11 protein-coding genes are annotated in these 12,321 nt (G+C 74.1%); 5 read left to right on the top strand and 6 right to left on the bottom strand.

The genetic code is table 11. The features are described from left to right. Nucleotides 1-19 precede the first annotated feature (19 nt). The 4 genes from D1350_RS10800 to D1350_RS10785 form a co-directional block, all read right to left on the bottom strand. Nucleotides 20-1,144 carry a cellulose binding domain-containing protein gene (locus tag D1350_RS10800; protein ID WP_125776005.1) on the bottom strand — a complete coding sequence of 375 codons (1,125 nt, stop codon included), beginning with the start codon at nt 1,142-1,144 and terminating at the stop codon, nt 20-22. A gap of 165 nt (nt 1,145-1,309) precedes the next feature. Further along, a complete protein-coding gene (locus D1350_RS10795) occupies nt 1,310-2,140 on the bottom strand; it encodes an endo alpha-1,4 polygalactosaminidase (RefSeq protein ID WP_125776004.1) in 831 nt (276 codons plus the stop codon). Next, nucleotides 2,137-2,562, bottom strand: coding sequence for a hypothetical protein (locus tag D1350_RS10790; protein ID WP_125776003.1), 426 nt, complete (start codon nt 2,560-2,562; stop codon nt 2,137-2,139). The genes D1350_RS10795 and D1350_RS10790 overlap by 4 nt, the downstream gene beginning before the upstream one ends. A 16-nt stretch (nt 2,563-2,578) precedes the next feature. After that, nucleotides 2,579-3,379, bottom strand: a complete 801-nt coding sequence (locus D1350_RS10785; RefSeq protein ID WP_125776002.1) for an alpha/beta fold hydrolase — start codon at nt 3,377-3,379, stop codon at nt 2,579-2,581. Between the two features lie 227 nt (nt 3,380-3,606). On the opposite strand from D1350_RS10785, the gene D1350_RS10780 reads away from it, so the two are divergent. Together D1350_RS10780 and D1350_RS10775 are read left to right on the top strand one after the other, a co-directional pair. Further along, on the top strand, nt 3,607-6,588 hold the full coding sequence (locus D1350_RS10780; protein ID WP_125776001.1) for a glycoside hydrolase family 48 protein: 2,982 nt from the start codon (nt 3,607-3,609) through the stop codon (nt 6,586-6,588). A 172-nt stretch (nt 6,589-6,760) separates the two neighbouring features. Beyond that, nucleotides 6,761-7,702, top strand: a complete 942-nt coding sequence (locus D1350_RS10775; protein WP_125776000.1) for a ribokinase — start codon at nt 6,761-6,763, stop codon at nt 7,700-7,702. Nucleotides 7,703-7,749: 47 nt separating this feature from the next. Here the strand turns inward: D1350_RS10775 and D1350_RS10770 are convergent, their stop codons facing one another. Next, nucleotides 7,750-8,532: a DUF899 family protein gene (locus D1350_RS10770; protein ID WP_125775999.1), complete on the bottom strand. Its 783-nt coding sequence runs from the start codon at nt 8,530-8,532 to the stop codon at nt 7,750-7,752. Nucleotides 8,533-8,707: 175 nt separating this feature from the next. Here D1350_RS10770 and D1350_RS10765 point away from each other — a divergent pair, with 175 nt between their 5' ends. Continuing rightward, nucleotides 8,708-9,280 (top strand): NADPH-dependent F420 reductase, encoded by a 573-nt coding sequence (locus D1350_RS10765; RefSeq protein WP_125775998.1) that lies wholly within the window; start codon nt 8,708-8,710, stop codon nt 9,278-9,280. Between the two features lie 11 nt (nt 9,281-9,291). Here D1350_RS10765 and D1350_RS10760 read toward each other — a convergent pair whose 3' ends face one another. Next, nucleotides 9,292-10,272: an MBL fold metallo-hydrolase gene (locus D1350_RS10760; RefSeq protein ID WP_125775997.1), complete on the bottom strand. Its 981-nt coding sequence runs from the start codon at nt 10,270-10,272 to the stop codon at nt 9,292-9,294. Nucleotides 10,273-10,355: 83 nt separating this feature from the next. Between D1350_RS10760 and D1350_RS10755 the strand changes: the two genes are divergently transcribed. Together D1350_RS10755 and D1350_RS10750 are read left to right on the top strand one after the other, a co-directional pair. After that, nucleotides 10,356-11,303, top strand: coding sequence for a LysR family transcriptional regulator (locus D1350_RS10755; protein ID WP_125775996.1), 948 nt, complete (start codon nt 10,356-10,358; stop codon nt 11,301-11,303). Then, nucleotides 11,300-12,244, top strand: a complete 945-nt coding sequence (locus D1350_RS10750) for a serine hydrolase (protein WP_125775995.1) — start codon at nt 11,300-11,302, stop codon at nt 12,242-12,244. Before D1350_RS10755 ends, D1350_RS10750 begins: the two co-directional genes overlap by 4 nt. The last annotated feature ends 77 nt before the right edge of the window (nt 12,245-12,321 follow it).

Here is a 12,321-nt window from a genome sequence, read left to right as displayed (position 1 = left end):
TTCCGGTCGGGAGGCTTGGTCAGGAGGTGGTGCAGGCGACGCCGTCGAGCGTGAAGGTCGTGGGCGGGACGAACACCGGTCCCGGCTGCCGGGAGCCGATCATCCCGAGCGTGACCGACTGGCCGGGCGGGATCACGGCGTTCCACGACGCGTTGTCGGCGGTGACCTTGGTGGACGCCTGCGACCAGAGCGCGTTCCAGCCGCCGGTGAGCTGCAGCCCGGCGGCGAGGTCGTACCGGAGGGTCCAGCCGTCCACCGGCGCGGAGCCGGTGTTCGTGACGGTGAGGTTCGACGTGAAGCCCGCGTCCCAGGGGTAGTGGCGGTGGCGGACGTCGCAGGACACGTGGGCGGGGATCGTGACCTGCACGGGCTCCGACACGGGGCTGATGCCACCGGCGTGGTCGAACGCGGCCACGTAGAGCACCGCGTCGCCCGAGACGCGGGACGGGAGGGCGGCGCGGGTGGTGGTCCCGTCCACCGTGGCGACCCGCTCGTAGCCGACGGCGGCGCGCCGGAAGACGTCGTAGCGCACGACCGGGCTGCCGGACGTCACCGGGTCCCAGCAGACGGCGGGTGCCGTCGTCGTGCCGCACGACACCGCGACGGGCGCCGAGGGCTGGAGGATCGCGGGCGGAGGCACGGGGCCGCCGACCGACGTGGCGTTCTCGAGGTCGGAGGCAGGGTCGACCCGGCCGACGTCCTGGAGGAAGAACGTGGTGACGAGGCCCGCGTGAGGAGCGTCGACGGTCGTGGACCACGAGTCCGAGACGCCGAGGACACGCTCGAACTCGCCGTCCCAGGTGAGCTGGTACAGGTCCCACGGACCGTTGATCGTGGCGGCGGACGTGACCCAGCACAGCGCCCACACCGACGTGTCCGGGTCGAGCGGCGGCACCCGGCAGGGACTCGTCAGCGACGGGGGTGTGCCGGCGGGCGGGGAGCTGGGCGGAGGCGTGATGACGTTGGGGCCGATGGCGTCCCGGACCGCCGTCGCGGCGGTGGGGTCGGCCTGCGCGGCGGCGACGCCTCCGGCGATGCCGGAGACCAGCCCAGCCGCAGCGAGCGCGGTGACCGTGAGGGCGACGGCCCTCCTGCGGCGGGTCGGCAGGGGAGCGGTGACTCTGCTGGCAGCGGTTGGGGGCATGGCTGTCCTTCCGGTCGGACGTGCTTCGTCGGCGTCTGACACAGGCGAGGGCCCGCACCGGGAGCCTGCTGATCAGGCCGGATGCACGTCAACCGGTTCCCAGATGGTGGTCGTGGTTTCACCCGGCTCGCCGGGTGGCGCGCCGGGCGGCCGGGTGCAAGCGACTCAGCAGTGCTCGTAGACGTACCCCGGGTCGTCGGGCGTGACGAGGGCGCGGTCGCGCAGGATGGTCAGGGGTGGCGTGCCGGGGTCCGCGCACGCCTCCTCGAACGGCACGCCGAGGGTGTCCGGGTACTCGACCACGAGGACGTGCTCGCCGTACGCGGCGGTGTAGGCGTCGCACTCGTCGTACGCGACGCACTCCTCGGCGATCGCGAAGTCGAAGCCGAGCTCGTCCCGGGCGGTCGCGGCGACCTCGGCGGCGTTCTTCTGGCCGACGGCGAGGCCCGCGTCGTGTGCGAGCGCGACGTAGGCGGCGGCCAGCGCACGGGCGCCCGCCGCGTCGACGACGCCGGTCGACGGGTCGTCGAACCGCGTCCAGGTGTCGAGGTTGTCCAGCTCGACGGCGTCGAAGCCCGCGTCCGCGCACCCCGTCACGACCGGGCCGACGAGAGCCAGGATCCGCTCCCGCCGCTCGGCGGTCGACGGGTCCAGGACGTGCTCGTCGGGCCACGCCGGGTCGACGACGAGCTTCCCGTCGCCGTCGTGCAGGAGGAGGTCCTCGTGGTCGAGCCAGCGGTCGTCGCCCGGCTGCGTCTGGAACCCGTTGACGTAGCAGACGCTGTACGCGCCGTCGGCGGGCTCGGCAGTGGCGTCCCGCACCACGACGTCGAGTCCGCCGGGCGGCGTGTACGCGCCGCCGAGCTGGTAGTCGAGCACCCCGTGGGTGGGCGGCAGCGACACGCCTTCGCCCGGCGTGCCGCACGCCGCGAGGAGCAGCACGAGCACGGCCGCGAGCCCGCGCACGACCTGCCCGAGCGGTACGCGCCCGGTCATGGCCGCCGCGACCGCCAGCCCGGCAGGAGGCGCTCCAGGGCGTCGACGAGCTCGACCGAGTCGCCGTCCTTGCCGCCCGCGCCGAGGATCATCGGCGGCTTCTTCGGCAGCGGCCGCACGCCGCGGACGCGGTCGAGCAGCGAGAGCGGCGCGGTGAGCACGTAGAAGTCGCCGTCGGTGCTCACGCCCGCGGTCCGGTCGACCCGCAGGTACCAGCCGCGCAGCGGGGTCCGTGCGACGCCCCGGCCGCCGTAGCCGCGGACCTGGAGCTCTTCGGGAGCCAGGCCCGCAGCCACCGCGGCGGCGACGAACTGCTGCAGCAGGGCGGACGCCCGCGCGTGCTCGGCGTCCTGGCGTGCGTGGAGGCGCTCCGCCTGCACCCGCACAGCCTCTCCCCGTTGCGTCGCCCAGTCGTCAGCCATACGGGAAGTCTCGCACTCAGCCGCCGACGCCCGCGCACCGCTTCGTGAACGCCACCAGCTCGGCCGACATCGCCTCGGGCTCCCAGCTGTGCCACGCGCCGGCCACGGCCGTCGTCGACCCGTCGCGCACGCCGGCGGCGATGTCCGCCGCCGCCTCCGGCATCCCGGGGAACGTCTCCGTCCCGTACATGGCGAGGACGGGCGCGTCGATCCCGCCGAGCTTCCGGTCCTCGATCGCCCGCTGTGCCCAGGCGAGCGACTGGGCGTCGGCCCGGTACGACGCCACGGTCCGCGCCAGCACCGGCCACTCCGGCGACGACTCCATGCCCCCCAGCCACTCCGGCGGCATGTCCTTCATGTAGTGCCGCATGGCGTTCTGGTGGTCGCCGGCGTCCAGGAGGCGCTCGACCTCGTCGGCCCAGGCCTGGGTCACCTCCGCGGGGTCGCTCAGGGGAGCCTCCCAGAGCGCCAGGCCCGTCACCGGGAGCCCGCGGTCGGCTGCCGCGAGCGAGAGCGAGCAGCCGGACGAGTGCCCGCACAGGACCGCGGGGCCGCCCGCGACCTCGATCATCGTGGCGATCGCGTCGAGCTCCCGGTCCAGGTCGAGCCGTCCCTCGGCCGGGCTCTCGCCCCGGCCGAGGCGGTCGAACACGACGGTGGTGAGGCCCTGCGCCGCGGCGAGCTCGGCGGTCGCGGTGGTGATGGGGTCGGTGGCGCGGTCGGGCCCCGCCCCCGCGATGAAGACGAGGGCGGGGCCGGAGCCGCGCAGGTCGTAGGCGACGCTGTCGCCGCGGCCGGTCGTTGCGTGAGTAGTCATGCCCTGTCCGACGACGGAGCCGCCCGGAACTCATCGGTGGGGTGTCGTCCTGGATCGAACCGATACGGCCCGGGATTGCGCTTACCAGGCGGGATTCCGCCGTTTCGTGTGAATCGGTTAAGTCCGTTGTCGCGCCTCGGGGCCGGGGCGACAGTGGGCGCGGCCCGACCCTGGCCGGGCCCTGTGAGGTGCTCAGTGACGAGCTTCCCGACGAAGGAGTCAACACCATGCGACGACAAGGATCCACCGTGCGGGCGGCGCGCCCGCCAGCCCCACCCGGACGTCGGCGCGCGGGCGCCGTCGCGGTGCTCGCGTCGACAGCCCTCGTGCTGGCCGGCTTCGCAGCGGTCCAGCCCGCGACCGCCGCCGCGCCGGTGGCAGGCTCTCCCACGAAGGCCGAGGTGACGGCCCTCGTGGACGGGGAGTACACGCAGCGCTTCCTCCAGCTGTACGACAAGATCCACGACCCGGCCAACGGGTACTTCTCGCCGCAGGGCATCCCGTACCACGCCGTCGAGACCCTCATGGTCGAGGCCCCCGACTACGGGCACGAGACCACGTCCGAGGCGTACTCCTTCTGGCTCTGGCTCGAGACGTCGTACGGGCAGGTGACCGGGGACTGGGCCCCGTTCAACCACGCCTGGGACACCCTCGAGGAGTACATGATCCCGCAGACGGCGAACCAGCCGACCAACGGCGCGTACAACGCCGGCAGCCCCGCCACGTACGCCTCCGAGTTCAACCACCCGAGCCAGTACCCGTCCGCGCTCAACAGCGGCGTCTCCGTGGGGACCGACCCGATCGCCGCCGAGCTCCGCTCGACCTACGGCACCTCCGAGATCTACGGCATGCACTGGCTGGCAGACGTCGACAACATCTACGGCTTCGGCGCCGCGCCGGGCTCCTCGACGCTGCTCGGCCCCACGCACCAGGGCACCTCGTACATCAACACGTTCCAGCGCGGCCCGCAGGAGTCCGTCTGGGAGACCATCCCGCAGCCGTCGATCGACGACTTCAGCTACGGCGGCCCCAACGGCTTCCTCGACATCTTCACCGGTGACGGGTCCTACGCGAAGCAGTGGAAGTACACCAACGCGCCCGACGCCGACGCCCGCGCCGTCGAGGCCGCGTACTGGGCCAACAAGTTCGCGACCGAGCAGGGCCAGCCCGAGGCCGTCGCCTCGACCGTCGGCAAGGCGTCCAAGATGGGCGACTACCTGCGGTACGCGCTGTTCGACAAGTACTTCAAGACCATCGGCTGCCAGTCGCAGTCCTGCGCCGCGGGCAGCGGACGCACCAGCGCCCACTACCTCCTGTCCTGGTACTACGCCTGGGGTGGCTCGCTGAACACGCAGAGCCCGTGGGCCTGGCGCATCGGCTCCAGCCACGCACACTTCGGCTACCAGAACCCGATGGCCGCCTGGGCCCTCGCCAACGACCCCGACCTCAAGCCGTCGTCGCCCACGGCGACCGCCGACTGGCAGAAGAGCCTCGACCGCCAGGTCGAGTTCTACACCTGGCTCCAGGCTCCCGACGGCGGAATCGCCGGCGGCGCCACCAACAGCTGGGACGGCGCCTACGCCGCGCACCCCGCCGGCACGCCCACCTTCTACGGCATGGCCTACACCGAGGCGCCCGTCTACAACGACCCGCCGTCGAACCAGTGGATGGGCATGCAGGGCTGGGGCGTCGAGCGCGTCGCGCAGCTCTACCAGGAGACCGGCAACCTCAAGGCCAAGGCCGTCCTCGATAAGTGGGTCCCGTGGGTCATCGACCACATCACGGTCACCGACACCACGTGGCAGATCCCGTCCGAGCTCACCTGGACCGGCAAGCCCGACACCTGGAACGCGGCCAACCCGGGCAGCAACTCGGGCCTCTCCGTCGACGTCAGGAGCTACGGGCAGGACGTCGGCGTCGCCGGCGCGCTCGCCCGCACCCTCATGTACTACGCCGCCGCGTCGGGCAACATCGAGGCGCGCGACACCGCCAAGGCGCTCCTCGACGCGATCTGGGAGCAGAACAGCGACGCCAAGGGCGTCTCCGCCCTCGAGACCCGGAGCGACTTCGGCCGGTTCGACGACGAGTACGTGGCCGGCGGCAACGGCGTCTACGTGCCCCCGGGCTGGTCCGGCGACATGCCCAACGGCGACATCGTCGCCCCCGGCGCCTCCTTCCTGGACATCCGGACCTTCTACCTCGACGACCCGGACTGGAACAAGGTCCAGGCGCACCTCGACGGCGGTCCCGCGCCCCAGTTCCGGTACCACCGGTTCTGGGCGCAGACGGCGGTCGCGACGGCGCTCGCGGACTACGACCGGCTCTTCGGCGACAGCGGCGAGCCCCCGGTCGACACGGTGGCGCCGAGCGTCCCGACAGGCCTGACCGTCACGGGCACCACCACCACGACGGCGTCGCTGTCCTGGACGGCCTCGACGGACAACGTGCGCGTCACCGGGTACGAGGTGCGGCGGGGCACCACGCTCGTCGCGACGGTCAACAGCACCACCTACACCGACTCCGGGCTGACCCCGAGCACCGCGTACCGGTACACGGTGACGGCCAGAGACGCGGCCGGGAACGTGTCCGCGGCGTCGGCCGCGGTGACCGCCACGACCACCGGGACCGGAGGCGGCGACACCCAGGCACCCACCGTGCCCGCCGGGCTGCGGGTGACCGGCGTGACGGAGACGTCGGCGTCGCTCGCCTGGACGGCGTCGACCGACAACGTGGGCGTGACCGGCTACGAGGTGCGGCGCGGCGGCACGCTCGTCGCGACGGTGCCCGGCACGTCGTACACGAACACCGGCCTGACGGCGGCCACCGCGTACCAGTACACGGTGAGCGCTCGTGACCAGGCCGGTAACGTGTCCGCGGCGTCGGCCCCCGTGACCGCCACCACCAGCCCGTCCGTGCCGGCGGGCAAGTGCACCGCGACGTACCGCACGGTCAGCTCCTGGGGCTCCGGCTACCAGGGCGAGGTCACCGTGACCGCCGGAGCCGCGGCGATCACGAGCTGGAGCGCGTCGTGGAACCTCGCGCCGGGCGGGCTCCAGCAGTACTGGAGCGCGAACGTCACCGTGTCCGGGAGCGTCGCCACCGCGACGAACGCGGCATGGAACGGCAGCCTCCCGGCCCGTGGCAGCACCACGTTCGGGTACATCGGCAGCGGCGCGCCGCCGTCGAACACCACGGTGACCTGCCGCTGACGCGGTAGGGGAGCCACCCCCTCGCCGAGGTAGTGCGTCCGTCCGACGGGCGCACTACCTCGGCGGCGGTCGTTTGCCGAGACAGTGACTTCGTCGGACGGACGAACTGTCTCGGCCTGGTCTGCCACGTACCGTTTCCTCCGTCAGCCGGACCTCATGGAGCGGAGCGGGAGTGGCGTCAGCACGCGGTGCCGGGCGGGTCGCCGTCGTCGGCTCGGCGAACGTCGACCTGGTGGTCGACGTGCCGCGCCACCCGTCGGGCGGCGAGACGATCCTGGGCGGCGAGCTGCGCCGCACGCCGGGCGGGAAGGGCGCGAACCAGGCCGTCGCGGCGGCGCGCGCCGGGGGAGCGGACACCACGTTCGTGGGCGCGCTCGGCCGCGACGACGCGGCAGACCTGCTGCTCGCGTCGCTCGCCGCCGCGGGCGTGCGGACCGACGTCGTCGCGCGCGTCGCGGCCCCGACCGGTACCGCGCTCATCACCGTGTCGCCCGACGGCGAGAACGCCATCGTCGTGGCGCCCGGCGCTAACGCGCACGTCCAGGTCGGCACGGTGCAGGCGGGACGTCTCGCCGTGGCCGACGTCGTCCTCGCCCAGCTCGAGGTTCCGGTCGACGTCGTCCTCGACGCCGCCCGCGCTCGCCGGCGCGGCGCGCTGTTCGTCCTCAACGCCGCACCGTGGCGCGACCTGCCGGACGCGCTGTGGGAGCAGGTCGACGTGCTCGTGGTCAACGAGCACGAGGCCGCGGGCCTCGCCGGTCCCCGTCCGACGCCGGACGTCGCCGCCGCGCTGCTGGCCCGGGTCCCCGCCGTCGTCGTCACTCTCGGCGGTGATGGAAGCCTCGTCGCCCGCCGAGGGTCGCCGCTGGTCCGGCTGCCGGGGATCCCGGTCGACGTCGTCGACACCACCGGCGCCGGTGATACCTACTGCGGCGTGCTCGCGGCCTCGCTCGCGCGGGGTCTGGGACTCGCCGAGGCCGCGCACCTCGCGGGGGTCGCGGCGGCGATCACCGTCACCCGGCACGGCGCGCAGGCGGCGGTACCCGACGCGGGGGAGGTGGCGGTGTCGGCCGGCGGTGTCGGCCGGGTCCCGCCCTCGCCCCCGCCGAGATAGTGACTCCGTCGGACGAAGTCACTATCTCGGCGGGGGCGCCGTGGCGCTCAGTGGTGGTGGCGGTGCGGGATGTTCGGGTCGACGGGCGTCGCGCCCGGGCGGGTCCACTGCGCCGTCGGACGGCCGTCCTTGCGCCAGTACCAGCACGGGTCGTGCTCGCCGACCCGGCCCTCGGGCGAGTCCTGCCAGGCCTCCCGGCGCCCGAAGGGCGTCATGTCGAGGAGCTGGATCTGCGGCAGGATCGCCTCGATGCCGCGGCCGGTGGTGTCGTACGTGAGGAAGACGCGGTCGCCCTCCCGCACGAAGCACGCGAGGGTGCCGAACTCCCCGGCGAGCGCGGGGTCGTCCACCCCCGCGACCGAGTACCAGGGCAGGGTGTAGCCCATGAAGTCGCGCAGCTGCGCGGCCTCGTCCCACGGCCCCTCACAGAACACGGCGAACGAGATGCCCGCCGCCGCGAGGTATGAGGTGTCGTGCAGGTTCCACACGCTGAACGTGCACCCCTCGCACTGGTCCTCGATCGGCATTCCGGTGTGGAACATGTGCTTGTAGACCAGGAGCTCGTCGCGCCCGTCGAAGATGTCGAGCAGCGACGTGGGGCCGTTGTCGCCGACGAGGTCGCGCACCGCGACCTCCGTCATCGGCAGCCGGCGCCGGGCTGCCGCGATCGCGTCGCCCTCGTGCGTGTGGGCCTTCTCGCGGACCAGGAGCGCGTTCCGCTCCTCGAGCCAGGCCGCGCGGTCGACGACGTCCGGGAGGGCGCGGGCGCGCGGGCCGTGGTGCTCGGCGTGGCCCTCGTGCTGATGCTGCTGCTGAGACGTGGTGGTCATGCTGCTGCTCCTCGTGATCGGTCGATCCGGGTGTGGTGCTTCACGAGGGCTGACGACCCGGGCGCGGAGAACTCATCGGTCCGGCTCGCGGGGGACCCCGGTTCCGGCGAGGCTGGAACCGACAGCGACGCGCAGGGGCGCGCCGGAGCGGTCCACAGGGCGAAGGAGCAGGTCCATGACCAGCATCACCATCATCGGGACCGGGAACATGGGCACCGCCCTCTCGGACCTCGCCGGGCGGGCGAACGCGCAGGTGCAGCCGGTGGGGCACGACGACGAGCCGGGTGCGCTGACCGGCGACATCGTCCTGCTCGCGGTGCCGTACCCCGCCCTGGCCGACGTCGCGTCCCGGTACGGCGACCAGCTCGCCGGCAAGGTCGTCGTCGACCTGACGAACCCGGTCGACTTCGAGACGTTCACGCCCGTGGACATCGAGGCGGGCAGCGCCGCCGCCGAGCTGGCCGCGGCGCTGCCGGACGCGCGCGTCGTCAAGGCGTTCAACACGAACTTCGCCGCGACGCTGTCCGCGGGCAGCGTCGGGGACGCACCCGTCACGGTGCTCGTCGCGGGAGACGACCCCGACGCCAAGCGGGAGGTGATCGACCTCGTCGACGCCGCCGGTGCGCAGGGCGTGGACGCGGGCCCGCTCGCCTCCGCCCGCCAGCTCGAGGCGGTGGGCTACCTCCAGATGGGGCTCGCGATCACCGAGGCGATCCCGTGGACGGGCGGGTTCACGATCGCCCGCTGAGGCGGCCGACGTCAGAGCAGGGTGAGCGGCGTCAGGTACTCCGGCACGACCACGCGCGTCCCCGGCGAGTGCCGGAGGACCTCCGCCTCCGTGGCAGCCATCCGGGCGCGGGTCCGGTCGTCGGCCTGCGGCGGGTTGGCGAGCGGCACCTCGAAGCTGTCCCAGTGCACGAGCACCACCGTGGACGGCTGCAGGACGGTCATCACGCGCTCCACGTAGCCGGCGGTGGCGTCGGTGCTGGCGACCGGCAGGGCGACGGTGTCGACGTCGAGGCCGCGCAGCGCCAGGTCGTCGAGGTCGCTCCCGCCCAGGAGCAGCACCGAGCGGCCCTCCGGCGACCGGAGCAGGAACGACAGCGTGTCGCCCTCGGGCAGGTCGGCGATGGTGCGCGGGCGGCGCGGCGTCTGTGTGTGCGCGCCGGGGAAGAGGAGCGCGCCGGTGCCGGTGCGGCTGTGCAGCGACGGCACCACGCGCATCACGAGGTCGCCCAGGTGCAGCTCCTCGCCGCCGCGGACGACGGCGAGCTGTGCCCGCGGCACGCCCATCGCGAGCGCCAGGTGGTAGCCGGTCAGGGTCGTGAACACCATGGGTCCCCGGGCAGCGGCGATGGCCGGCACGTCGGCGAAGTGGTCCCAGTGCGTGTGCGTGACCAGCACCGCGTCGACGGTGCCCTCGGGAGCCCCCGCGGTGCCGATCGCCGCGTCGATCGCCGCCTGGTCGACGGCGAGGCGTGTGGTGGCGGTGAACGCCCCGGCGCCGAAGCCGGTGTCGAACCGGCTCAGGTAGGGGTCCAGGAGCACGGTGGTGGTGGGCGTCCGGATCTTCCAGCCGGAGGTGCCCAGCCAGCTGAAGGTCGCGAAACCGCTCGGAACGGTCCGGGCGAGGGGCGCGGCGGGCGCGGGCGAGGCGGCACGCGCGGGCGCGGCGACGCTGATCGCCCCCAGCGCGGCGGCTCCGGTCAGGAGGGTCCTACGGCTCACTGTTCGTGTCATGTCGCCCACCCTGTGGGAGGCCCTGATCGAGAGTCAAAGAGTCTTGCAGACCCGGCGCGAGTCGATCTGCGTATGATCCGCCGGTGGACCTCATCCGGCACCTCCGCTTCTTCGGTGCGGTCGCCGACGCCCGGCACTTCGGCAATGCCGCACGCGACCTCGGCATGACTCAGCCGCCTCTGTCGCAGGGCATCCGGAGGCTCGAGCAGCACCTCGGGGTGCGGCTCTTCGACCGTGACGCTCGGGGCGTGCGCATCACGGCGGCGGGCAGGCACCTCCTGCCTGCGGCACGCGAGCTGCTCCAGGGGGCGGACGACCTTGTGGCGCGGGCTCGCGACCTCGCTGTGCCCGAGCAGCCGCGGGTCGGCGTGGCAGCGGACCTCGACGGGCTCGTGCCCGCACTGTTCCGTGCCCCGGCGGCCCGAGGCCTGCCCGTCGTGCCGACGGTGGCCGGCAGCGTCGAGCTGGTGGACCTCCTCCGGGACGGGCTGATCGACGTCGCGGTCGTGCGGCACCCCGGCGTGGTCGACGGGCTGACCGCGGGGCCCGTCGTCGTCGTCCCGATGCGGCTCGAGCGGCCGGACGGCGCGGGCGCGGCGACCCAGGGCGGCGACCTCGCGCGCACGAACCTGCCCGTCGCCGTCCCGCCACGGCACCACCAGCCGCCCGCGCACGACCAGCTCGTCGACGCGCTCCGTCGTGCGGGGCACAGCGGTGACGTGGTGGAGGCCCGGGACGTCGGGGGGAGGCAGGCGCTGGTCGCGGCCGGGGCGGCGGTCGGCCTGGTGCCGGCCGGCCCCGACGACGAGCCGACGCCGGGCTCCCCGCCGCTGCGGCTCCGGGTCGTGCAGCCGCACCCGAGCCATCGTCGGCCGGAGATCGACCACGACGCCGTCGCCGAGGCGCTGGGTGCGGCCCTCGCGGCGGCGGCGCCGCTCGCGGAGACGCTGGGCACGTCGCAGTCGCAGACACCCCCCGCGGCCGCGTCGCCGCCGACCGTCGGCCCGCCCGGCCCGAGGCCCGCCACATGAGGGGCCTGACCGCAGCCACCGACCCGGCCACGCGCGCCGTCGTCGGCCGCCTCCGGGACACGGCCCGCGACGCCGGCGTCACCGCCTGGGTCCACGCCACCCGCCTGGACGGCCCGCCGGGAGCGGTGGGCCTGGCCGACGACGCGCCGGTCGCCGTCGCCTCGCTCTACAAGCTGCCGCTCGCGGTGGCCTGGGCTGACCTCGTGGAGCGGGGCGAGCTCGACCCAGGCGCACGTGTCACCCTCCCCGCCCGGGGGAGGACACCCGGGCCGACGGGCGTCGCGATGCTTCTCGACGAGGTGGACCTCAGCGGGCGGGACGCCGTGCGGCTGATGCTCGCGGTCTCGGACAACGCCTGCGGGGACGCGGTCCTGGCGCTCGTGGGGCTGGACCGTGCGCACAGGCTCCTGCGGGAGCTCGGACTGCCCGGGACGCTGGTGCGGCAGGGGTCGGCGGCGGAGACTGCCGCCGTCGTGCGCGACACGGCGGCTGCCACTCCCGCCGAGGCCCTCCGGCTGCTCGCCGACCCGGACCGGGTCGTGGAGACCACCCAGTACGACCCCGCCTACGCGAGCGCCGCGACAGCGGCACAGCTCGGCGTGGTGCTGCGGGTGCTGTGGTCGCGCGGCGGCGCCGCCCACGAGGTGGTGCGGGACGCGATGGCGCACCAGGCCTGGCGGCATCGCGTGGGCTCCGGCTTCCCGCACGACGACGTCACGCTGCACGGCAAGACCGGCACGCTCGGGAGGCTGCGCCACGAGGCCGCCGTCGTGCGGTTCCCGCACGAGCACCCGGTCGCCGTCGTCGTGCTGACTCGCGCCGCCCGCGCCGAGCGGCACCTGCCGCGCGTCGACGCGGCGATCGGCGAGCTTGCCCGGCTCGCGGTCGGCCCGCTGCGGATGCCGGCTGCGGGGGCCGGCGTCGGCCTCCTGCCGAGGTAGTGCGTTCGTCGGACGATCCCACTGTCTCGGCGAGGGCTCGGGTTACCGTGTCCCCGTCCGCCGGGCGCAGCCGCCCC

Source organism: Antribacter gilvus, assembly GCF_003946865.1.
GTDB classification, from domain to species: domain Bacteria; phylum Actinomycetota; class Actinomycetes; order Actinomycetales; family Cellulomonadaceae; genus Antribacter; species Antribacter gilvus.
Note: the sequence above shows the minus strand (reverse complement) of the source record. Positions and strands in the feature narration are given on the sequence as shown.